At 71.1% G+C, this 23,798-nt stretch carries 15 protein-coding genes; 3 read left to right on the top strand and 12 right to left on the bottom strand.

Features of this window, described 5'->3' with window-relative positions:
* Window positions 1-22: 22 nt before the first annotated feature.
* From ACWDOP_RS20340 to ACWDOP_RS20330, 3 genes are all read right to left on the bottom strand, one after another.
* Complete coding sequence (locus ACWDOP_RS20340) at window positions 23-2,599, bottom strand: acyltransferase domain-containing protein (RefSeq protein WP_456346330.1); 2,577 nt, start codon at window positions 2,597-2,599, stop codon at window positions 23-25.
* A 343-nt stretch (window positions 2,600-2,942) separates the two neighbouring features.
* Window positions 2,943-3,110 (bottom strand): type II toxin-antitoxin system VapB family antitoxin, encoded by a 168-nt coding sequence (locus ACWDOP_RS20335; protein ID WP_456346329.1) that lies wholly within the window; start codon window positions 3,108-3,110, stop codon window positions 2,943-2,945.
* 203 nt (window positions 3,111-3,313) lie between these two features.
* Complete coding sequence (locus ACWDOP_RS20330) at window positions 3,314-4,285, bottom strand: NAD(P)H-dependent flavin oxidoreductase (protein ID WP_454200911.1); 972 nt, start codon at window positions 4,283-4,285, stop codon at window positions 3,314-3,316.
* Between the two features lie 324 nt (window positions 4,286-4,609).
* On the opposite strand from ACWDOP_RS20330, the gene fadD5 reads away from it, so the two are divergent.
* Window positions 4,610-6,166, top strand: a complete 1,557-nt coding sequence (gene fadD5 / locus ACWDOP_RS20325; RefSeq protein ID WP_454200912.1) for a fatty-acid--CoA ligase FadD5 — start codon at window positions 4,610-4,612, stop codon at window positions 6,164-6,166.
* Between the two features lie 117 nt (window positions 6,167-6,283).
* Here the strand turns inward: fadD5 and ACWDOP_RS20320 are convergent, their stop codons facing one another.
* The 3 genes from ACWDOP_RS20320 to ACWDOP_RS20310 all read right to left on the bottom strand — a co-directional run bounded on the left by ACWDOP_RS20320 (window position 6,284) and on the right by ACWDOP_RS20310 (window position 12,104).
* Window positions 6,284-7,894: a hypothetical protein gene (locus ACWDOP_RS20320; protein ID WP_456346328.1), complete on the bottom strand. Its 1,611-nt coding sequence runs from the start codon at window positions 7,892-7,894 to the stop codon at window positions 6,284-6,286.
* A 128-nt stretch (window positions 7,895-8,022) separates the two neighbouring features.
* Window positions 8,023-10,395 (bottom strand): lysylphosphatidylglycerol synthase transmembrane domain-containing protein, encoded by a 2,373-nt coding sequence (locus tag ACWDOP_RS20315; RefSeq protein WP_456346327.1) that lies wholly within the window; start codon window positions 10,393-10,395, stop codon window positions 8,023-8,025.
* Window positions 10,396-10,610: 215 nt separating this feature from the next.
* Window positions 10,611-12,104, bottom strand: coding sequence for a threonine/serine ThrE exporter family protein (locus ACWDOP_RS20310; RefSeq protein WP_456346326.1), 1,494 nt, complete (start codon window positions 12,102-12,104; stop codon window positions 10,611-10,613).
* 253 nt (window positions 12,105-12,357) lie between these two features.
* Here ACWDOP_RS20310 and ACWDOP_RS20305 point away from each other — a divergent pair, with 253 nt between their 5' ends.
* Window positions 12,358-13,278 (top strand): LysR family transcriptional regulator, encoded by a 921-nt coding sequence (locus ACWDOP_RS20305; protein WP_454200916.1) that lies wholly within the window; start codon window positions 12,358-12,360, stop codon window positions 13,276-13,278.
* On the opposite strand, the gene ACWDOP_RS20300 is transcribed toward ACWDOP_RS20305, so the two are convergent.
* From ACWDOP_RS20300 to ACWDOP_RS20285, 4 genes are all read right to left on the bottom strand, one after another.
* Window positions 13,275-14,867: a phytoene desaturase family protein gene (locus ACWDOP_RS20300; RefSeq protein ID WP_456346325.1), complete on the bottom strand. Its 1,593-nt coding sequence runs from the start codon at window positions 14,865-14,867 to the stop codon at window positions 13,275-13,277. The two genes, ACWDOP_RS20305 and ACWDOP_RS20300, sit on opposite strands and share 4 nt — an antisense overlap.
* 43 nt (window positions 14,868-14,910) lie before the next feature.
* Entirely contained in the window at window positions 14,911-16,446 is a 1,536-nt protein-coding gene (locus ACWDOP_RS20295) for an FAD-binding protein (protein ID WP_456346324.1), read from the bottom strand.
* 92 nt (window positions 16,447-16,538) lie between these two features.
* On the bottom strand, window positions 16,539-17,201 hold the full coding sequence (locus ACWDOP_RS20290) for a class I SAM-dependent methyltransferase (RefSeq protein WP_456346323.1): 663 nt from the start codon (window positions 17,199-17,201) through the stop codon (window positions 16,539-16,541).
* 21 nt (window positions 17,202-17,222) lie between these two features.
* Window positions 17,223-19,118, bottom strand: a complete 1,896-nt coding sequence (locus ACWDOP_RS20285; RefSeq protein ID WP_456346322.1) for a DUF6301 family protein — start codon at window positions 19,116-19,118, stop codon at window positions 17,223-17,225.
* 175 nt (window positions 19,119-19,293) lie between these two features.
* Here ACWDOP_RS20285 and ACWDOP_RS20280 point away from each other — a divergent pair, with 175 nt between their 5' ends.
* Window positions 19,294-21,030, top strand: a complete 1,737-nt coding sequence (locus ACWDOP_RS20280) for a penicillin-binding transpeptidase domain-containing protein (RefSeq protein ID WP_456346321.1) — start codon at window positions 19,294-19,296, stop codon at window positions 21,028-21,030.
* Window positions 21,031-21,042: 12 nt separating this feature from the next.
* On the opposite strand, the gene ACWDOP_RS20275 is transcribed toward ACWDOP_RS20280, so the two are convergent.
* Together ACWDOP_RS20275 and ACWDOP_RS20270 are read right to left on the bottom strand one after the other, a co-directional pair.
* Window positions 21,043-22,152, bottom strand: a complete 1,110-nt coding sequence (locus tag ACWDOP_RS20275; RefSeq protein WP_456346320.1) for a serine hydrolase domain-containing protein — start codon at window positions 22,150-22,152, stop codon at window positions 21,043-21,045.
* 94 nt (window positions 22,153-22,246) lie between these two features.
* On the bottom strand, window positions 22,247-23,635 hold the full coding sequence (locus tag ACWDOP_RS20270; RefSeq protein ID WP_456346319.1) for an MFS transporter: 1,389 nt from the start codon (window positions 23,633-23,635) through the stop codon (window positions 22,247-22,249).
* Window positions 23,636-23,798: the final 163 nt, after the last annotated feature.

The raw sequence follows: 23,798 nt of genomic DNA, 5'->3' as shown, positions 1-23,798 counted from the left end.
ATTCCGGGGCCACCAGCGGGTTTCAGCTCGACACGCGGGACAGCGGCTCCCACCCGGCGGTGGAGAAGCCGATGGCGAAATCGGTCGGATCGCTCGCGGTCAGCGCCACCAGATTGGCCGTGGCGATGCGATCGCGCTCGCGGCCCGCGTGCACCACGCCCCGGATCGGCGAACCGCATTCGCGAATGTCGTGCAGCGCGTTGGCCAGATCATCGCGATCGGCCGCGTCGCACCGCACCAGCACGATCCAGTCCTCCATGCCGTCCAGCGGCGGCGGCAGCGCGCGCGGCTGCCGGGTCAGCACCACCACGTCGCGCGCGCCCGCGTCCAGCAGCCACCGCACCGCGACGGCCCCGGACGCGCCGAGCCCGCCCGCCACCACGTAGGTCCCGTCCCCGCGAATGGCCACCGCGGGCACTTGCGGCGCGAGGCCGCGCCCCGAATGCGCGCGCCGCCACCGCCGCCGGGGCGGCGCCGCGAGCCGGGGACCCGCCGCCGTCCCGTCGATGTCGCGGCCCGCCACGTACAGCCGTCCCACCGCCCGCAGGAACGCCTCGGCCTCGTCCGCCCGGGCCCCGGCCGCGTACGTCGAGTCCCGCAGGCGCGGGTGCTCGCGCACCGCGCCCGCCGCCACCGCCTGCGGACCGATCTCCAGCACGGTCGAAATGCCCTCTCGCACAGCGGTGTCCAGCGCGCCGGCCAGATCGACCGGCGCTCCCACCCCCGCACTCCAGTACGCGGCATCCAGCGCGACCTTTGCGGGTGGGGTGGGCCGGAGCACCGCGCCGGGGCGCGAGGTGGAGAAGAACGTGATCCGGGGTGACCGGGGCGTGAGTCGGGACAGCTCCGGGATCAGGTGTGGCGCGAGGGCCCGGGCCTGCGGAATGTGCGGGATCAGCTGTGCCGCGGGGGAGTCCGGGGTCACGCGCTGGGCGAAGATGGCGCGGCGGTGGGCGCGGCGGACGAGGGTGTCGATGTAACGGGGGTCGCCCGAGACCGTGACCGAGCGCGCGCCTTCGATCGCGGCCACGCCGACGTCGGCGCGCATCGGCTCGAGCAGCCGCCCGACCTCGGCGAGCGTCGCCTCGACCACCGCGGCCGCGCCGCGCTCGGGAATCTTCGCCAGCAGCCTGCCCCGCACGACCGCGATGCGGGCGGCGTCCGTGAGCGAGAGCGCCCCGGCGACCGCCGCCGCCGCGACCTCGCCCGGGCCGTACCCGGCCACCGCGTCCGGGGCCGGGCTCCAGGCCCGCAGCAGCGCCGCCAGCGCCCACTGGAACACGAACAGCGCGGGCTGGGTGTCGTCGTCGTGGGGACCGCAGCTCGCGAAACCGTTGCGCGGGGTCCACACTCGCGGCCCGCCCGCCTCGACCACCGCGTCCGCGGCGTCGGTCAGCGCCGCCGCGAACACCGGGTGCCGGGCCGCCAGCGCGCGCCCCATCCGCGGGTGCCCGCCCCCGCCCGCGAACAACCACAGCAGCCCGCCCGGTCGAGCCCCCTCGACCGGTTCCAGCACGGCTCCCGTGCCCGCGGCTCGGAATCGCGGGCCCGGGCCCGGCTCGTGCTCGCCCGCGTCGTCCTCGGCGCGGGAACCGCCTTGCGTGCCTTCCGGATCGGCGGGTGTGCCGTCGTGCGCTCCCGCGTGGGCGAGGCGACCGGTGTGCGTGGCGTGCGGATCGCCGAGCGACCCGGTGTGCGCGTCGTACCCGTGAGCGTGGGAGTCGTCGTGTGCGGCGCGCGTCCCGGCGACGGCGTGCGAGCCCGCCGGATCGGCGGGCGCCGGCTCGCGGGTGAGGTGGCGGGCGAGGCGGTGGAGCTGGGTGCGCGCGTCGTCGATGTCGTGGGCGAGCACGGCGGCGCGGACCGGCTCGGGGACGAGTCTGCTTACCCCGGAAGCGAATTCGCTGAGAGACCGGTAGGCGGGCAGGCGTTCGGCCCAGTGCTCGGCCAGCTCGCGCAGGGCGTCGTGATCGCGGGCGGAGAGCGGCAGCAGCAGGGGCGGCTGGGCGCCGCGCGCGGCGGGGGCGGGCCGCGGATCGGCGGCCAGGGCGATATGGGTGTCGTACGCGCCGGCGGCGGGGAAACCCATTCCGGCGCCGGTGATCTCGGCGTAGCGATGGCTGCCGGTGCGGTGGGTGTCGGCGGTGCGCTGCAGGACCAGCACGGTGCACAGGCCGATGTCGGTGGGCACCGCGATGCCCGAAAAGCGGGGCAGCAGAGTCAGATCCACGCCGCCGGTGATCACGAAGGGTACCGACTCGTCGGCCAGCAGGCGCACGGCGGTGTCCACCGCCACCAGCGGCGACAGCCGGTCGCTCTGCACCAGCAGACTGGGTCCGCGCAGGTCCAGGGCGCGCGAGAGCTGATGCGCGCCGTTGGGTGCGGCGTCGCCGAAAACCGCTGCGGCGCCGAACACCACGGCCGCGTTCGAGCCGCGCGCCAGCCAGCCCAGCCCGGAGTCGTCCAGCGCCTCCACGGCGACCTCGAGGGTGACGCGCCGGCGCGCGTGCATACCCGAGGACTCCACCTCTCCGATGCCGAACCAGTCCCGGTCGAAGGCCGCGCCCGTCGCCCGGGCGCCGACACCCACGATGGACACCCGGGGGAAGGGTGTTCCGGTATCGGTCGAAGCTTTCGTACTCTGCCGCACAGGAATCCCTCCCGCGTCCGGCGACGTGCGCGCCGAGGTACCTCGGGCGATTCTGCCAAGATTTCGCTCGGCCCAGCCGGGCTTTCGCGCAGGTAGATTGTGACTCAGCGCCGTCCCGGCGGGTTACACCACCCCCGCCCGTCGCGGCACGCGGACGCGCCGGAACGCGTATCGAGCAGTGCGGGGTTCGATCACACCGATCGGTATGGTGCGCAGGCCGATTCGCGCGCGACCCCACGCCACCGGAGGTCGCCGGGCACTACCGCTCGGTAGGGCTCCGGCGCCGTCCGGCTCAGGCGTTGGCGGCGCGCCGCTGCGGCGGCTCGAAGTCCGCGGCGGTGGCGTGCGAGGAGAAGAAACGCAGCGCTAGGTTCACCGCGTCCTGTTCGGTGTCGACGCCCGAAATCGCCATGGCCCGGCGTACCGCGTTGTCGTCGAGATAGATTCGAGTGACTGCCATTTCGGCACCTCCCACACGTCGGTCGTGTACTCAAAGCATGACGGATCGCGGGGCGCGGGGCAGCCGAATGGGCAACAGCCATTAGCAAATCGGGCTAATAGATCTTCGCCCGAATTATCTGGTACGCACGGACTTTCGGACCGGACAAATGCGCGATGCCCCCTCGCGCGGGCGAGAGGGCATCGGAACCGTGAAGTCCGGTACTAGACGAGCATGCCGCCCAGTCTCGCCTTGATCAGTTCCTCGGCCTCGGACACCATGCGGCCGACCAGCTCCGCGCAGGTCGGGATGTCGTCGATCAGGCCCTGGACCTGGCCCGCGGACCAGATGCCCGCGTTCAGATCGCCGTCCTCGAACACCTTGCGACCGCGCGCGCCCGCGACCAGATCGCGCACATCCTCGAACTTGCCGCCGGCCTTCTCGATTTCGACGACCTTGCGGCTGATCTCGTTGTCCGCCACGCGCGCGGTGTTGTGCATCGTGCGGAAGATGAGCTGGGTCGCGCGCTCGGTATTGGCGACGATCTGCTCCTTGACCGACTGGTGGATAGCCGATTCCTGGGTGCACATGAAACGCGTTCCCATATTCACGCCATCGGCGCCCAGCGCGAGCGCCGCGACCAGGCCGCGCGCGTCGGCGATACCACCGGAGGCGATGACCGGGATCTCCAGCGCCTTGGTGGCGGCCGGGATCAGGATCAGGCCGGGGACGTCGTCCTCACCCGGGTGGCCGGCGCATTCGAAGCCGTCGATGGAGACGCCGTCGACGCCGATCTTCTGCGCCTTGAGGGCGTGCCGGACGCTGGTGCACTTGTGCAGCACCTTGATCCCGGCTTCCTTGTAGTACGGCAGGAAGGGCTCGGGGTTGGAGCCCGCGGTCTCCACGATCTTGATGCCGGACTCGATGATCGCCTTGACGTACTCCTGGTACGGCGGCGGGTTGATCGAGGGCAGGATGGTGACGTTCACGCCGATCGGCTTGTCGGTGAGCGCGCGCGCCTTGTCGATCTCCTTCAGGAGATCCTCGGGGGTGGGCTGGGTGAGGGCGGTGATGATGCCCAGGCCGCCCGCCTCGGACACGGCCGCGGCGAGTTCGGCGCGGCCGACCCACATCATGCCGCCCTGCACGATCGGGTGTTCGACCCCGAAGGTCTCGGTGAACCGGGTACGCAGCATTGAACGCCGTCCTCTCATGCCTCTCACAACTGGCTCGATACTCGCATAGTTGCATATGCGGGACAAGCCCGATGTGAGCCAGAGTTTGCAGCGATACGGACCGCTTCGCGGCCGGCCTGGGGATAACCTGACCGGCACGAATCGGGCAGCATGATCGATTTACCGCCCCTGAGCTGGTCAATGAATCGATGACAAATTTCCTACGGAACCTTCTCTGTAACCCTTGTCACGCCAAAAAGTTAGTTGGTATTCTCACGCTCGTTCAGCCGTCGGCGGCATCGGAACAGCCGGTGCCGCGGTGACGGTCCGAGAGGAGTACGTGGCATGACGGTGTTACAGCCGCTCGATCAGCCCATCCGGTCGCGGCGCAATCACTGGGTCAACCAGATCGCTACCCACGCCGTCATGCGCCCGGACCACACCGCGTTCCGGTGCAAGGGCGTGGACACCAGCTGGAAGGCGCTGCACGAGCGGTCCGAGCGCTTCGCCGACGGGCTCGCCCGCCGCGGCGTCGGGCTCGGCGATCGCGTGCTGCTGCTCGCGCTCAACTACACCGAATACATCGAAGCCGTCATCGGCATCAACGCCGTCGGCGCCATCGCGGTGCCGGTGAACTTCCGCCTCACCCCGCCCGAGGTCGCGTACATCGTCGGGGACAGCGGCGCCAAGGCCATCGTCACCGACAACCTGCTGCAGCCCCTGGCCACCGCCATGGTCGCGCAGGCCCCGGCGCTGGAAACCTGCGTGGTCATCAACGGGCAGAGCGCGGACGGCGTCATCGGCTACGAGGACTTCCTCGCCGAGGACGGCGAACCGCATGCGCCGCTGGACATTCCGGAGGACACGCCCTGCCTGATCATGTACACCTCGGGCACCACCGGCGCGCCCAAGGGCGCGGTGCTCTCGCACGCGAACATGAACTCCCAGGGCCTGACCTGTATCCGGGCCATGGACATCACGCCCGAGTCGGTGGGCTTCTGCACCTCGCCGCTGTTCCACATCGCCGGCCTGGGCAGCCTCACCCCGTACTTCCTGCTCGGCGGCAAGACCATCCTGCATCCGCTGGGCGCGTTCAACGCCACCGAATGGCTCGACGCCGTGGAGGCCGAACAGGCCACCACCGCCTTCTGCGTCCCCGTGCAGTGGCAGCTCATCTGCGAGGAGCCGACGGTCCGGGAGCGCAAGCTCGCGCTGCGCATGCTGTGCTGGGGCGCGGCCCCGGCCTCGGACTCGGTGCTGCGGGCCATGGCCGACTGCTTCCCGGACGCGCAGAACGTCGCGGTGTTCGGCCAGACCGAGATGTCGCCCATCACCTGCGTGCTCGAGGGGCGCGACGCGCTGCGCAAGCTCGGATCGGTCGGCAAGCCCATCCCGACCGTGCAGGTGCGCGTGGTCGACGACGAGATGAACGACGTCGCCCCCGGTGAGATCGGCGAGATCGTCTACCGCGGCCCGACCATGATGTCCGGCTACTGGAACCGGCCCGAGGCGACCGCGGAGTCGTTCCACGGCGGCTGGTTCCACTCCGGCGACCTGGTCCGCCAGGACGAGGAGGGCTTCGTCTACGTCGTGGACCGCAAGAAGGACATGATCATCTCCGGCGGCGAGAACATCTACTGCGCCGAGGTGGAGAACGTGCTCTTCGCGCACCCCAAGATTCACGAGGCCGCGGTGATCGGCCGCCCGCACGAGAAGTGGGGCGAGGTCCCGGTCGCGGTGGTCGCGCTGGTCGAAGGGGTGGACGAGCTCACCCTCGAGGAGCTCACGCCGTTCCTCAACGAATCGCTGGCCCGCTACAAGCATCCCAAGGACCTGGTGATCGTGAGCGAGCTGCCGCGCAACGCCAGCGGCAAGGTGCTCAAGGTCGAGCTGCGCAAGTAGCGCGACCCCCGAGCGGCGCGCGGAGCGGTCACTACGCGCGCCGTGCGAAAAGCCCGCCGGACCGGGCCCGATGGGCCTGTCCGGCGGGCTCTTTCGATGATCTGCCCGGGTGTGCGGTTACGGCAGCGGCAGCCCGAGGAGCTCGCGGACCGGCTGCCCGAACAGCTCGGCCGGCTGGTCGAGCAGCGTCCGGACCGGTTCCTCGATGAGCGTGCGCACCGGTTCCTCGACGAGGGTGCGCACCTGCTGGTCGAGCGCCGCCGGTGCGACCGCGGCGAGCGCGGGCGCGACCGCGGCGGCCACGTCGGTCGGCACCGCCGCGGCGATCTCGGCCGGGACGGCGGCGGCCAGCTCGGGGGCGATGCCCGCGCTCACCAGCCGGTCGCGCTCGGCCTCGGCCATCGGGTGCGGTGCCGAAAGCTGCTGTGCCACGGCGATATCCGCGGCGATCGGCTTGCGCGCCACGTCACCCTGCAACCGCAGGGTGTTGTAGGCGTTGACACCGGAGATGATGCCGACCGGCACGCCGATCGCCAGACTGCCGATCGTGGTGCCCATGGCGCCCAGCAGGGACGCGCCGGTCAGGCAGCCGCCGGCGAATCCGGTGGCGGTGCCGGCCAGCGCCGCGGAGAACGTGCCCGCCGCGCCCACGCCGATGCCGCCTGCCAGGCAGCCGACGACCAGACCGGTCATGCCGCCGATCAGGCCGCCGATCGCGACCGCCAGGCCGAACTGGGTGCCCACGGCGCTGTACGCGTCGTTGATGTCCTTCTGCCGCTGCACCGGATCCTGATTCGGCTTGATGCCGCCGGGCGGGGGCGCGGCGCCGTCCGGCGCGGCCGGATCGTCCGCGATCGGCACGCTCGCGGGCGCCTTGCACACCGGGTCCGGCAGACCCGCCGCGCTGGCGTTCTCCGGCATGCGGTCCAGCTCGTCGCGCGGTACCCGCGAGATCGGCACCGTGCCGATCGGGCAGGGCACCGCGGCGTTGGGCCACAGCGCCATCGGCGAGCCCAGGGTCAGGGTGTTGCCCATGACGTAGCGGCCCTGCGCGTCCAGCACCTGGAAGTTGTTGAGCAGTCGCAACTCCCGATCGCCGCCGGGGCCCGGCAGCAGCGGATCCGCGCCGGTGCCCGGGGCCTGGATGAGGACCGAGCCGATCGGGGTGGTCAGCAGCGCCGACATGTCGGTGAGATCACCGGTGTAGACCACGCCCTGCATGACGCCGACCGTCACCCGGGACAGGCCCTCCTGCAACGCCAGCTCGTGCGGGGTGAGATTGCTGAGGTTCTCCGACCGCGGGCGCGGGATCTCGCGGCCGAACGGGATGTGATGCAGGGTGCTGCGATCCTCGCCCAGGATCAGATTGCCCGAACGATCGCGCAGCTGGAAGTGGTTGTTGCCGATGATGCTGACCGCCACGTCCGGCCCGTAGATGGTCGACAACCGGCGATAGGCGTTGCTGCGCAGGTAGATGTCGCCGTAGAGGTTCAGATCGTTCTCGCCGCACAGCGGATCGCGCTCGGGGATCGGGGCCATCGGATCGTCGGCGTCCGGGGTCGGCGGACAGCTCAGCAGGATCTGATCGGCGCCCGGATCGTCCGAGCTGGTGGCGCTCGGCGGGGCGGGGGTGTCAACGGTGACCGGCGTGGCATAGGCGGAGACCGCGGTGACGATCGCGGTCAATCCGGCGAATGCCGTGGTCAGAGCGACGGATGAGCCTCGCAATGGAACCTCGCAATCCACATACTCGCGCACGGAAAAGGCGGAAGTACTACAGACGAGCAAGATCTGAAATGCAGGCTATCAAGGGTGGATCCGATTCCCCGGCAGCCGCGATCGGGCCGCGATTCGGGTCAGATCATGTCCTTGGCCGTGAGCCAGCGCATGATGGGCCAGCCGCAGAACACCGGCAGCCAGCAGGTCAGCACCCGGTAGAGCAGCACCGCGGGGACCGCGATGGTGGCGGGCAGGCCGAAGGCGGCCAGACCGCCGATGAGGGCGGCCTCCACCGCGCCGACGCCGCCGGGGGTCGGCGCGGCCGAGGCGAGCGTGCCGCCGATCATGGTGACGATGGTGACGGTCACGAAAGTCGTACTGCCGCCGAAGGCTTCGATGCTCGCCCACAGCGCCAGCGCCATGCCCAGGGTGGTGGTGGCGCAGCCGCCGACGATCATGGCCAACCGGCCGGGGCGCCTGCCCAGATCCTTGAGCTGGACCACCACGTCGGCGATCTGCGGGCGCACCTCGTTGAGCAGCCAGCGCCGCATCTTCGGAATCAGCATGGTCGCGCCGACCAGTCCGAGCACCGCGCCGGCCACCAGGTACAGCACGGTGGCGTTGGGCACGAAATGCGACAGGTCCGTCGACACGCCCGCCGCCACGGAGAAGAACAGCAGCAGCGCCACGTGCGTCACGACCTGGATCGTCTGCTGCAGCGCGACCGCCGCGGTGGCCCGCACCGCGCCGAGCCCGCCCTTCTGCAGGAAGCGCACACTCAGCGCGAGCCCGCCGACGCCCGCGGGGGTGGTGGTCGCGGCGAAGGTGTTGGCGATCTGCATGAGCAGCAGATTGCGGAACTTCACCGCCTCGGAGGCGCACGCCCACAACGCCATCGCCGCGCCGACGTAGGTCAGCGCCGAGACCGTCAGCCCCAGCAGCGCCCACCACCAGTTGGCCGAACTCAGTTCCGAGAAGAAGCCCGGCACCGCGCTGATGTACGGATACGCCACGTACACCAGGCCGATGAGCAACACGAGCTGAATGAATTGATTGCGGGAGAACCGCGTGATCTGCGCGGCCTGGATCTTGTCCTGGCCGGTCTGCTTGGCCACCTCTTCGCGGGTGCTCTTCATGAGCGCGCCCGGTTCCTGGACCGACTTGCGAACCAGTTCGGGGATGGCGGTTTTGGTGAGCCGGCGCGAGGCGCTCAGGACGCGCTGGGTGCCCAGGGCCGCGATGGCCGTGCGCACGGAGGTCTCGGTGCCGAACAGGGCCGACCCGGTGAGCAGCAGCTGTGCCACGTCGGATTGGAACCGCACCTCGTACGCCCCGAACTCGGACTGCATGAACCCGCCGAATCGCACCTGCCCGTCCTCGAGAATGCGAATGTCCTCGGCTCTGAGGTCACCGTGCGAGATCTGGGCCTTGTGCATCTTGTCCAGCGCCTGCCACACCGCGGTGAGCGCTGTCTCCCCGTCGTCGGCGGTGAGCGGGTGGCCCTGTGGTTCGGTGTGCGCGTACAACATCCAGCCGCGGTCCACCGCCGCCACCGTGAGCGGCTTGTTGCTGCCGAGTCCGAGATCGCCGAGCGCGATGCCCATGAGCGCGCGATGTTCCACGGCTCTGCGCATGGAGGCGAACAGGGACGGATACTCGCTGCTGCGAATGGTCAGCCACCACCGCAGTTGCCGTAGTGCGCTGCGGCTGCGCTGGTTCTGCCCGTACATCTCGATGATCAGCGGATCGGCGTCGGTCTTGGCGGCCAGTACCAGCGGCCCGCGCCCGGCGGGGCGCACCACCTGGAAGGCGGTGACCCGGAAACCGCGCTGGGCCAGCAATCTCGCGGCCGCGTCGAGCGGAACCTCCAGTGCGGGAGTGCCGACCACCAGCACGATGACCGCGCCGACGAGCCAGCCGACCGAGAGTCCGAGCAGGGCGCGGGCCGGGACCACGAGGCTGACCACCAGGTGGATGGGCACGAAGGCCAGCAGCAGCGTCCACCACCAGCGTCTCCATCTGGTCGGCAGCCACGGGCTCGCGACCGTCAGGGTGGCGGCGAGCATCGCGATCCAGCGCGGGTCGTCCAGGAACTGCGACAGGAAGGTGTTGACCTGTTCGGGCTCGGACAGATGCCAGCGCGGAGCCTTGAATCCGGCCCCGGTGATGGAGAACAGCAGCACCGCGATCAGGCCCGCGGACAGGAAGCCGCCCAGCAGTTTCCACTGTCTGCCCCAGACCAGGCGCACCAGGATCGCGAAGGGCAGCGCCAGAATCGCGATGCCGTAGAGGATGTAGACGAGGTTGGACTGCTCGGGGGTCAGGAAGCCGACGATGTTGGAGACCGAGCTCTCCAGGTCCTCCCACTGCGGGCGCGTGATGAGCGAGCCCGTGATGACGAGCGCGACCAGGAGCGCGGACAGCACCACGCGCAGTATGTCGCTGGTGCGCCGGATCCGCGGCTGCAGCAGGCTGCCGGAGACAGGAATTTCCCGTCCGTCGACTCGCATGTCCTATGGGCGCTTTCGGATCGTGGGAACGTCTGCGGTCCCATGGTCGGTTCGTCTGGGCGTGTGGCAGGGGGTCTGACCATCTACCGGCACGCTGGTTACCGTAACCCGTCGCGCGCCCGTCCAGGGACGTCCCCGGGTCGGGGCGACCGTCCGGCGTGTCTGTTTCGTCCGCTGTGTGACTATCGCCTCGGTGGGCGGGGACCGGGCATACGTCAGGGGTCGGCGCGGTCGGCGGCCGGCGGATCGACCGGCCTGCCCGCCACGTGCCTGCCGGTGTCCGGGCCGAGCAGTTGATCGACCATGGGCGTGATGCGCGGCGGCTTCTTGGTCGCGACACCGGAACCGACGATGACGCCCAGCGCGATCGCCAGCACCGTCAGGGTGGTGGTGACCAGCACGTGCAGTCCGTCCGCGTTGGACCGGGCCACCAGCTCCGACACCCCGGTGAGCCCGATGCCGCCGGGCACCAGCATCCAGAACGCGGGCAGGAACGCCACCTGCGTGGGCGGGGCATTGCGGTTGCGCTGCACCAGATACGCGGCCGGGACCGCCACCAGCCCGCCCAGGAACGACCCGAGCAGCCCGCCGCCGATCAGCACCCCGAGCTTCTGCGCCGCGAACGCGGCGTAGAGCACGACCAGCAGCCAGGGCAGCGATTTCGGCGGTGCGCTCGAGCGCCAGGAATGGCCGAAACCGATCAGCAGCACCCCGAGAATGGGCGCCCACCAGCCCAATTGGCGCAGGTGTTCCGGACCCGCCGGGGATTGCGGGCCCAGCAATTGCAGACCGATGAAAACCCCGAATGCCAGCAGCACCAATTTGTTCAGGCCGTAAATGGTGCGACTGGCCCCGGCCACCATCGACCCCGACGCCAATTCGATGGAACCGTTGGTGAGGGTCGAACCCGGCAGCAGCGAGGCGACCCCGGGCACCAGCAACTGCTGGGGATTCCCGCCGCCGAGCGCGTGCGGAAAACCGAAGGACAGCAGGGTGACCGCGCCGCCCGCGACCACCGGCAACCCGGTGGACAGCAGCGGCATCCGCTCGGCGGCCATGATCAGCAGCTGCACCACCAGGCCGATGACGATGTAGCCGCCCAGGGCGTTGGCCGTCGGATTGAGCATGAGCCCGAGACCGATGGTCAGCACCACGTTGCCCAGCAACTGCAGCCACACCGCGGTCGGGGGCGGTGATCGCAGGATCTCCTCGAGGTCGGCGGTGGCCTGCACCGGCGGCGGCACCGTCCGCTTCACCTTGTCGATGAGCCGGTAGAGCCGCCCGATCTGATCCAGGCGCAGGGAGTCCACGCCGGCTTCGAGCAGGTCCACCGCGGTGCCGCGGGAATCGTGCACGCGCACGAAGATTCCGGTCGGCAGTACGAAGAAGTGCACCTCTTCGGCGTCGTAGCGGTGCGCGAGATCGTCGAGAATGACCTGCACCTGATTGGTCGTCTCCCCGGAGGCGATGAGCGCGACGCCGATGTGCCGCAGCAGATCGAGCAGATCGGCCGAGACCGGCGGCTCCTCCGGCGGCGGGGCGTCCTCGGGCGCGTCCGGCGGGACCACGCTGACCCGGCGCAACCAGCGGTCCATGGAATCGGTGGCGCGGCGGGTGATGCCGTACAGCCGCCGGGACGCCTGCGCACCGGTGGCGCGCCGATGCCGTGCCGGATGCGGGGGATGGTTATCGGGCTCCGGGGGGTGCACGCGCGCCTCCTTCCGATCGCGGACGGATTGGCAAATTCTTGGCAAATTTCACCCTAGCGCGCATTCGACGCGGATCCATCGTGGCGCGTATCCCACTGTCGCCATTCCGCCGTGCGCGCACACCCGGGTCGTCTCTAATGGGCGATGTGCCAGTACCGACCGGCGGGTCAGAACCGCCAATAGCATCCGGCGCCGTCCCCGCGGTCGCGGCCGGGGTATGCCTAACGGTTGCCGTCTCCATAACCTGAGTGGCATGGATATCGACACGCGACTGCTGCGTTACTTCCTGGCGGTCGCGGAGACCGAGAGCCTGCCGCGCGCCGCGCAGCGTCTGCACGTCGCCCAACCGGCCCTGGCCACCCAGATCAAACAGCTCGAACAGCAGATGGGCGTCGAACTCTTCATCCGATCCCGTGCCGGATGGACCCTGACCGCCGCCGGAAAAGTGCTGGCCGCACAGGTTCCGAGCCTGCTCGCGGTCTGGGATCGCATCCTGCGCGACACCAAGAGCGACGCCAGCCGCGCGGCCCGGGTACTGCGCCTGGGCTGCGTCAACAGCGCCGCCGACAGCCACATCCCCGAGATCATCCAGGTCTTCCACCGCCTGCACCCGGACTGGCAGATCGACATCCACCAGGGCGGCTGGACCGATCCCACCGCCGGCCTCGACGAGGGCGACGTGGACGTGGCCCTGCTGCGACTACCGTTCCCGGGGCAGGACGGGTACCACGTACGCGAGCTGTTCACCGAGCCACGCTGGATCGCGCTGCCGCACAGCCATCCCCTGGCCGAACGCGAGGACATCGCCTTCCGCGAACTCTGGGACGAGCCGTACGTGGCCTCGCCCGCCGAAACCGGGTGGTGGCGCGACTACTGGATGGGCCTGGACGCGCGGCCCGCGGACACCGCCATCATCGGCGCCATCGCCCGCAACACCGAGGAATGGCTGCGCGCGATCGCCGACGACTACGGCGTGAGCTTCACCCCCGCCTCCACCGCGCGCGCCAATCCCTTTCCGGGCGTGGTCTTCCGGCCGGTGCACGGCATCGCCCAGACCCGGGTCGCCCTGGTCTGGCCCGACGCCTCCGAGGCGGATCCCATCGTGCGGTACTTCATCCGGTGCTGCACCGACATCATGGGCCACCAGGCGGGCGACGGCCGCCGCACCTCCTAGCGGTCGCGGCCCTCCAGGACCGCCATGGCGGCGTTGTGGCCGCCGATCCCGCTCACCCCGCCGCCCCGCACCGCGCCCGCGCCACACAGCAGGATCTCCGGATGCGCGGTGGCCACGCCCCAGCGCGCGGCGGTGGTGTCGGAATCGCCTGTGCGGTAGGGGAAATCGAGATCACCGTGGAATATGTGCCCGCCGGGCAGGGCGATGTCGTGCTCGAGATCGAGCGGGGACCTGGCCTCGAGGCACGGGTTGCCGTCCGCGTCCGAGGCCAGGCAGTCGCGAATGGGCTCGGCCAGCACCGAGTCCAGTTGCGCGAGCGTTGATTCCAGCAGAGCAGCCTTCGCGCCCGCCGGATCTGCGGCGAAAAGGCGTGCGGGAACGTGTAATCCGAACAGGGTGAGGGTGTGCGCACCCTGGGCGGCGAGGTCGGGGGACAGGATGCCGGGATCGGTCAGGGTGTGGCAGTAGATCTCCGAGGGCGGGGCGCCGGGCAGCCGCCCGGCGGCGGCCTCGCGGTAGGCGTGGTCGAGCTGGGAATACGACTCGGCGATATGGAACGTCCCGGCGAACGCCGCGGCCGGATCGACCGCGGTGTCCCGTAGCCGGGGCAACCGGCGCAGCAGCATATTGATCTTGAGCTGGGCGCCCTCCGGCCGTTCGGCCCGCTCGCCCAGCAGCCGGGCCAGCTCGAACGGCGCGGCGTTCACCAGCACCCGCCCCGCGCCCACCGCGCCCGCCCGGCCGTCCGCGCGCTCGAACGCCACATCCGCTGTGCCGCCGCCGGTCTCGATACCGGTCACGGTGCACCCGGTGATCAGCTCGGCCCCGGCGGCGCGGGCGGCCGCCGCGAGCGCGTCGGTCAGCGCGCCCATGCCGCCGATCGGCACATCCCAGTCGCCGGTGCCGCCGCCGATCACGTGATAGAGAAAGCAGCGGTTCTGCAGCAGCGACGGATCGTGCGCGTGGGTGAAGGTCCCGATCAGCGCATCGGTCAGCACCACCCCGCGCACGGTGTCGTCGGCGAACTCGCGCTCCACCCACTCACCCAGCGGCCGTGCGAAGATCGCCTCCCACAGCGCGGAATCGCCGACCACGCCGCGCAATTCGTCCCGGGTCGGCAGCGGCTCGGTGAGCGTCGGGAACACCCGGCGCGCCAATTCCCCGGTGCGGCCGTAGAACTCGCGCCAGGCCCGGAAATCCCGGTCCGACCCGGTGACCCGGCGAAAACTCTCGCGGGTATCGGACTCGGAGCCGTTGTCCACCAGCAGCCCGCCCGCGCCGACCGGGGTATAGGACGAGATGCGCCGGCGCCGCGTCTCGAAGCGCAACCCCAGGTCCCGCACGATCGTGTCCGGCAGCAGGCTCACCAGATACGAATAGCGCGACAGGCGGGCGTCCACACCCGGGAACACCCGCGCGGACACCGCCGCGCCGCCGACGTGATCCTGGCGCTCGAGCACCGCCACCGATCGCCCCGCCCGAGCCAGATACGCGGCGGCGACCAGGCCGTTGTGGCCGCCGCCCACCACCACGACGTCGTAGCGCGCCCGGCTCGGCGCGGACGGGGACTTCGGGTCGCCGGTGCTCATGGCTCGACTGTAGAGCGCCGGGCCGCGCGCGCCGGTGAGCTCGCTACCGCGCGGCCATGTCCAGCGCCGCGAGATGACTGAACAGCACCGAGGCCCCGATGGGATTGCCGCCGCCGGGATAGGTGGTGCCGCTGACCGCGGCCATCGTGTTGCCCGCCGCGTACAGCCCTGGAATCGGTGCGCCCGAAGGGGTCAGCACCCGCGCGGCGGTGTCGGTGCGCAGTCCGCCCTTGGTGCCCAGATCGGAGATGCCGAACGCGGCCGCGTGGAAGGGACCGCGCACGATCGGGGTCAGCGGGGGAGCGCCCTTGGAGAACGCGCGATCGTAGGCCTCGTCCCCGCGCCCGAAATCCGGGTCGACGCCCTTGTCCGCGATGGCGTTGAACCGCTCCACCGTGGCCACCAGCGCCGAACCCGGCACGCCGATCCGCTCCGCCAGCTCCTCCAGCGTGTCCGCGGTGTGCCAGAGTCCGGCCGCCACATACTCTTCCGTCGCCACCATCGGCACGTTGCTCGCCTTGACCGGCGGCACCGGGCCGTGCGCGTCGTCGTAGATCATCCAGTACGGCAGGGTCACGTCGCCGCCGTCCAGATGCTCGATGATCTCCCGGCCCAGCCGGTCGTAGGGCGCGGACTCGTTGACGAACCGCTCCCCGTGCCGATTCACGAAGATGCCGCCGGTGAACCACAGCGCGAACGCCGCGCGCCCGTCCGGATGGATCAGCCCCGGCGACCACCACGCCTGATCCATGAGGTCGACATCCGCGCCCGCGGCGATGCCCGCCTCGTGCGCCCGGCCCAGATTTCCCCACGGCCCCATGGTGTCTCGGGCCAGGCCGGGCACGCCGAAGCGTTCGCGCAGCGCGTCGCTGCCCTCGAAACCGCCCGCGGCCAGCAGCACGCCCCGGCGCGCGCGCACCGCGCTGCGCACCCCGTCGCGCTCGATGATCGCCCCGGTGACCGCGCCGTCCTCGAGCACCAGCTCCACCAGCGCGGTGTTCAGGCGCACCGCCGCCGCCGGATACGCCGACAGCGCCAGCAGGAACCGGCCCACCAGCGCGCGCCCGCCGATGAGCAGGTCCGGCGGCGGTTCGCCGTACCGGTCGGTGCCCAGCGGGCCGCGCACCGACGCGCTCAGCTCACCCAGCTCGGCCGCCGGCAGCGGGGTCGGGACGATGTGGCGCTTGCCGTCGAGGCGGGCCTTGGGGGCTTTGCCGTAGTAGTCCGGCCACGGGAACATCTGGAACGACAGGTTCTCGTCCTGCTCCAGGTACTCGATGACGCGCGCGCCGCCGCGCACGAACGCCTCCTGCAACGCGGCCGGCGTGCGATCGCCCACCACCGCGCGGAAGTACTCGAGCGCGTCCTCGACGGGTTCGTCCACCCCCGCCCGGCGCAGCACCGGATTACCCGGGAACCACATGCCGCCGCCGTTGGAATAGGAGGTGGTGCCGCCGAACTTCTCGGTGGCCTCCACCAGCAGCACCGACAGGCCCTCGCGCGCCGCGGTATAGGCCCCGGCCAGGCCGCCGCCCGACCCGGCGACCAGCACATCGACCTCTTCGTCCCAGTCCGTCACCACAACTCCCTGCTCTCGCTCCTGCCCGACGGTAAGCGCACGCGGGCACGAATGCGGGGGATATGTCCCGATAGGCAGGAACGCGGGGCGGCTCAGCCCACCGGCGCCGGCGCGCCCTTGACCGCGAGCAGATACCCCTGCGGCGTGCGCTCGTCCGGGCGCGCCACCCGCTGGATCCGCGCGGTCACCGCGAACCCGGCGTCCTGGAGCGCCACCGCCAGGGTGTCCGGCGCCCAGCGATACGACGTGGTCACCCGATGCTCGTAGGGCTGCACACCCGTCACCCCGTCGGCCGCCTGGAACGCGAACAGCGCGTGCCCGCCCGGACGCAGCACCCGCGCCAGCTCGGTGAGCACCGCGGGCACCCGCGCCGGCGGCAGATGAATGATGGAGTACCAGGCCACGATCGCGCCCAGCGCCGCGTCCGGCAGCTCCAGCCGCTCCATCGAACCGACCTCGAAACGCAGCCCGGGATACTCGATCCGAGCCAGGCGAATCATCTCCGGGGACAGGTCGAGACCGAAGACGTCCAGGCCCGCGCGGTGCAGATGATTCGTGATTCGGCCCGGGCCGCAACCGACTTCGGCCACCGGGGCCCCCGCGTGCTCGCTCTCGCGCACCGCTTCGGTGAACACCTCGAGCACGGCACGGTCGTACACGCTGGTGAGCAGGTGATCCCGGAACATCCCCGTATACAGCTCGGCCACTTCGTCATAGGCCGCGCGGGTGATGCCGACGTCCTCGGCCTCGATCATCACTCGACTCTAACGCGGCGCTCAGCGCTCGGTCGCCCCGATCGAGGGGGTCCGCACCGGACGATCCGCGCCGTCCGCGCTGACCAGCAGCAGCGTGTGCGCGGCCAGCCGGGTCCGCAACGGCCACAGCGCGAACTCCACGAAGTGCCGGAAATCGCGGAACAGCACCGGATCGTGCAGACTGTGCCGCCACACCGCCGTCGCCACTTCCGGTCGCTGCCAGCCGTTCGCGCGCATGAGCTCGGTGACGCGCGGATGCAGGCCCGCGCCCGCCTCGGCATCGAGGTACACCCGCAGCGATTCCGGGCCGCGACTGAAATGCACGGATCCGCGATCGCCCGCGTCGACCGCGGCCGCACCGCCGGGCGGCAACTCGGCCACGATGGCGGTCAGGTCGTCGAAGAACTGCCGCCACTCGCGCTCGGTGGCGCGGCGGGCGGTCTGCTGCTGCTCCAGCACCAGGCGGCGATCCCGCTCGGCCGGATTGACCAGGTACAGATCCACCGTGTCGGTGCCGGCCACCACGCCCACCGACAGCCGCTCCGACATCCACACCGGGCCCGGGGTCCGCCACAGCGTGCCGTGCACCGGCGTCCCGAGATCGCCCCGGAAGCCGTCCGCCGCGCGGGTGAACGCCGCCGCCAGCTGCTCGCTCACCTCGGCGGGCAGACCCTCGTCGTACAGCGCGGATTCGATACTGTCGCTGAGGGTTACGCACACCGACTCCAGGCGATCGCCGTCGAAACTGAACAGCGCGCGCTCCTGCTCCACCCGCAGCGTCGTGTGCGCCGGCACCAGCCGGGGCCGCGCCTCGTCCGGCCGCAGCGCCCAGCCCGCCCGCTCCGCGAAAGCCGGCACATCGGCGCGGGTCCAGGTCCACTCGAAGTCCCGTGCGGCCTTCGCGATTTCGAGACCGCCGGGCACATCCACGCGCAGCGGGCCCGCGTCGAAACTCGCCACCGCGTGCTCGCGCAGGAACTCCGCGCGCTGCGTACGGGCCGTGGGATGCGGGGCGATCCCGAGCCCGGAGATGTCGATATCCGCCTCGCCCTCGACCCAGCCGTCCGCGACCAGATCGGTGACGGCCGCCACCCCCAGCGCGCGCAGCGCCTCCACCGCCCGAATCACGAACCCGCTCACCGCCGTTCGGCCCGCCAGCCGCGACATCCGGCAGGACCAGTTCGATTCCGCACCCGCCGACCAGCCCCGGGCCCGCAGCGTCTGCTCCACCTCCGCGCCGTACCGCCACGTCGGATCGATGAACTCGCTGCGGCTCAACTCCGCGGATAGCTCGCCGTCGGCGTTGGTGAGCTGCACGTACCGTCCGCCCGCCGCGCTCAAGACCACGTGCGCGTCCGCCGGGAGCGTGTCCACCAGCGCCGCCAGATCCGCGGTCAGCCTGCCCCAGCCACCCAGCGCCGCGCGGCGGCGCGCGCCCTCGTGCCGCCGGTCCATCCAATACCGCTGCTCCACCGGATTCACCAGCAGCAGATCCACGCAGTCCGCCGAGGTGGTCAGGCCGACAACCACATTCGGGAACACCCAGGCCACGCCCTCGTCCGCACCGGCGCTCTGCTCGGCCGGCTCGCCCCACAGTTCCACGAACCGGGCCCGCACCCGCGCCAGCGCCGCCGCCAGCGAATCCCCGCCCGGCCCCGGGCAATCCGACACCGTCACCCGCACGTACGCCAGCCCGCGCACACTGCCCCAGAACATGGCCGAATCCGCCCACACACCGAGCCCGGTCCGCGCGAACAGCGGGCCCTGGCGCATCGTGCCCACCGTCTCGGGTCCACTCCAGCCCGCGACCGCGGCGAAACGTCGAATATCCGGGGCGCCCCACCGCCAGCCGAATCCGACTGCCGCCCGGACAATCTCCACCGCGCCCGGCACATCGACCCGCACCTCGAATCTCACCCCCGCGACCCTAATCTCCCGGTCCGATCCACCCCGCGTGTTTCGCGGCCGATCCGGTCTCACCGGTACTCCCGGCCCGCCTGACTCCGATGCTCGCACCGCATGTGGCTCCGGCCCGCACGGGCCGGACGCGGGTACCGTCGGGACGATGCGCACAGGTACGAGACTGCTCGGAATGTTCGTTGCGTCGGGGCTCGCCCTGACGCTGTGCTCCTGCGGCGACTCCACCGCCGACCGCATGCGCGACGCGGCCGCCACCTTCACCGACGCACTCGACGCCGACGACCTCGGGGCCGCCGCCCGCGCCACCACCGACGAGAAACAGGCCACCGCCACCCTCGGCCAGCTCTACGACGCCCTCGGCAAGGACGTCGACTTCACCCTCGGCGACATCACCGACGACGGCGCCTTCACCCTCGACGCCACCTGGAAACTCGGCGACGGCGGCGAGAACCAGTGGACCTACCGCACCACCGGCGACCTCGACGACACCGACGACGGCTGGCGCGTGCGCTGGAACCCGGCCACCCTCGCACCCGGCCTCGACATCGGGCCACTGTCCTACAGCCGCGTCGACCCCAGCCCCGCACCCCGCGTACTCGACAGCGCCGGCGGCGATTTCTTGACCCAGCAGACCGTCACCCTGGTCAACCTCGCCCCCGGCGCGGACACCGCCGCCGTCGCCGCCCTGCTGCGCACCGCCGCCCCCACCATCACCGCCGCGTCCCTGGACGCCGAACTCGCGGGGGCACAGGGCAAACCGATCACCGCGGTCCTGCTGCGCGAATCCGACATCGCACCCATCCGCGACGCCCTCGCCGCCCTGCCGAACGTCACACTCGCACCGCAGAATCGGCTCCTGGTCACCGACCGCGCCCTGTCCTCCCCGATCTGGTCCGGCCTGGCCGAACAGTGGCAGAACGACGTGGACGCCGCCGCCGGCTGGGCCGTGCGCGCCCGCGGCGCCGACGGCACCCAGCGCGTCGGCGGACCGGACGCCAAGCCCGCCACCGACATTCGCACCACCCTCGACCCGGCGCTGCAGCGCGCCGCCGAAAACGCGCTGACCCCCATCGACCGGCCCGCGGTCATCGTCGCCATGCAACCCTCCACCGGGAACCTGCTCGCCATCGCACAGAACGCCGCCGCCGACGCCCAGGGCCCCATCGCGCTCACCGGCCTCTACCCGCCCGGCTCCACCTTCAAGACCGTCACCGTCTCCGCCGCCCTGCAGGCCGGAGCCGTCACCCCCGACACCGTCCTGCCCTGCCCCGGCACCGAGAACATCGAGGGACGGCAGATCCCCAACGACAACAACTTCGACCTCGGCAGCGTCCCGCTGCACACCGCCTTCGCGCGCTCCTGCAACACCACCATGGGACGACTCGCGGTCAACCTCCCACCGGACGCCCTCACCCACGCCGCCGCCCAGCTCGGCCTCGGCCTGGACTACCTCACCCCCGCCCTGACCACCGTCACCGGCAAGGTCCCCACCGCCGACACCCCCGCGCTGCGCGTCGAGGAAGGCATCGGCCAGGGCAAGGTCACCGCCACCCCCTTCGGCATGGCCCTCATGGCCGCCGCCCTCGCCCACGGCACACCCCCCGAACCCGTACTGGTGCAGGGCAAACCCGGCACCCCCGACCGCCCCGCCGAACCCCTGCCCGCCGGCATCGCCGACCAGATCCGCACCATGATGCGCGAAACCGTCACCGGTGGCACCGCCACCCAGCTCGCCGACATCCCCGGCCTCCTCGGCAAGACCGGCACCGCCGAGTTCATCGACGACACCCACGCCCACGGCTGGTTCGTCGGCATCGCCGGCGACCTCGCCTTCGCCGTCTTCATCGACGACGCCGGCAGCTCGGGACCCGCCGTCGACGCCGCCGGCCGCATGCTCCGCGGCCGCTGAACGGCGCCGGCCTCACCCGCACAGCGCGCGCGTCAGCACACCCGGAATATCGTTCGACGCCGCCGTACCGGTGAACGCGACCGTCACCGACCGGCCGGCCGCCGTCGTGCCCGAGAACGTGGTGAACCCCCGCACGCCACCGACATTGCCCACGAAGTCCGTTCCGCAGGGCAGGCGCAGGGTGGACACGCCCAGCCCGTAGCGAAAACCGCTGTCGCCACCCATATCCACCCCGTCGAGCATCTCCCGCAGCCGCGACTCCGGCACCACCCGGCCGGCCAGCAGCGCGGCGAAGAACCGATTCAGATCCGCGCCGGTGCTGACCATCGCCCCCGACGCCCACGGCAGCGACGGCTCGATCCGCGTCGTATCGGTCACCGTGCCATCGAGGGTCGTGTACCCCGTCGGATGCGGCGCCCGCAGACCGGTCTCACCCGTATCGGGCAGATACGTGCCGGACAAACCGAGGGGGACCAGGATCCGATCACGCAACTCCTCGGTGAAGCGACGGCCCGTCACCGCCTCGACCAGCATCCCGGCCACGAGATAGTTGATATTGGCGTACTCGAACCGTGCGCCCGGAGCCAGCCCCGTCGGCTCCCGGACCACCCACGCGACCGCCTGCCCGGGCGTGATCGTGCGGCCGGCGCGCGCCGCCTCGTACTCGTCCACCTCCGGCGACATCGCCGGATCCAGCAACCCGCTGCGATGACCCAGCAACTGACGCACCGTGATCTCGCCACCGGCCGCACCCGCCCCGGACAGCAACCCCGGCAGGTAAGCCTCGACCGGCCTGTCGAGATCCACCCGTCCCTCGGCGGCCAACCCCAGGATCAGCGCCGCCGTGAACGTCTTGGTGATACTCCCGATCCGCACATGCTGCGCCGGATCGACCGGAATCGGCGCTCCCACAGTTCGATCCGCGACGCCCGCGGTCAGCACGGTGGTCGTGTCGCCCGCCGTCACCGTGGCGATCGCGCCCACCGCCCCGTCCCGCACCAAACCCGCCAGATCCTCCCGGACCACCTCGGCCCCGGCCGGTGCCTCGCCGTCCCCGGCCGCACACCCCACCAGCAGCATCGACGTCACACAGATCGACATACCAACAGCCCGCAATCGCATGGCCCGACACTAGAAATCGTTCTCGCACAGACACATCGGACCGCGGTACCACCCCGCCTCACCCCGTGGTACCGGTCCGCCGGGCGGCGAATCGCTAGTGCACCCGGGCTTTCGGACGCTGCGGGCGGGAACCGCCGAAGCGGGGAAGCAGGGAATGGCCGCGGTAACTGAGCACCGACTGCAGCAGCGCGACCCCGATGATCACCGCCACGACGGTGAAACCGGTGCGGTAGACCGTGGGCAGCAGCACACCCAGCGCGCCACCGAGCACCCACGCCAACTGCAGGACGGTCTCGGTCCGGCCGAAACCCGACGCGATGGACTCCGGGGGCAGATCGTCCTGGATCGAGGCGTCCAGCGACACCTTCGCCAGCGCGGTGGACGCCGACGCGACCAGGGTCGCCAGCACCGCACCCACCAGGCCGTTCTGAATCGCCGCGACGATGGTGATCGCCAGGCAGGCGCCCGTGCAGGACAGGATGATCGCGGCCGGCCGGCCCAGCCGCAACCGCGCGCCGGTGAAGTTGCCGCCGAAGTTGCCGACGCCCGCCGCCGCACCGGCGGCCGCCAGCATGAGCGCCTGCCGCATCGCCGACTCGTCACTCGACTTGGCCACGAAGGCGATATAGAACGTCAGGAAACCGGTCAGGACACGGATCGCGCAGTTCGCCCACAGGGCCGCGATCACCGTGCGGCCCAAGGGTTGCCGGGCGCGCAGCGACAGGCGGGCGGGATCCCCCTGCTCCGGTGCGGTCCCCTGGTACCCCAGGGTCGCCGGCACCTCGCCCTCGGTGACCTCCACCCACGGTGGGATCCGCAGGCTCAGATACGCGCCCGTCGCCGCGAGCAGCGCCGCGACCACCAGCGCGCCCGTGGAATGGAAGACGAACGCGGCCGCCGCCGCGATCCCGCCCGCCACGATCGACCCGCCCACCAGACCGAACACCGTCAACCGCGAGTTGGTGCGCACCAGATCAATCCCCGGTGGCAGCACCCGCGGCGTCACCGCGCTCTTCAGCACCGAGAACGACTTGCTCAGCACCATCGACCCCAGCGCCAGCGGATACAGCGCCCAGCCGTTCAGACTGAAGATCAACCCGACCGCGATCAGCACCCGCAACGCGAACGTCGCCGCCAGCGCGATCCGCCTGCCGTGCTGCAGCCGGTCCAGCAGCGGCCCGATCACCGGCGCGATGACCGCGAACGGCGCGACCGTCATCAACAGATACAGCGCGACGTTGACCCGCGACTGCGTCGCCGGACTCGCGAAGAACAACGTATTGGCCAGCGCCACCGCGATAGCCGCGTCGGTGGCGAAGTTCGCGACCGTGGCCCGCATCAACGCTGTCAACCCGGACTCGTAGGCCCCGTCCGCCCGCGCGGCCCGCCGCACCATCTCGACCCCGCGCCGGGTCAGCCGCTCACCCCGCTCGACCGCCGCCCGCCCCGCCCCGCCGGGCGCGGCCCGATCACCCGCCGACATAGCGCTCCCCAATCGGATGAAACGACCGAACGGCACGAGCCCACACACCTGCTCCGGACTCTAACCAGGCCGGTCCCCGATCCACCGAACGTTCCCCATCCCGGGCGATTCGCCCTCCCGGGCCACCCGCGCCCCGGGTTTCAGACCGCTACGGGCTCCGGCC

This window comes from Nocardia sp. NPDC003693 (assembly GCF_053981095.1).
This window is presented reverse-complemented; position numbering and strand designations above follow the sequence as displayed.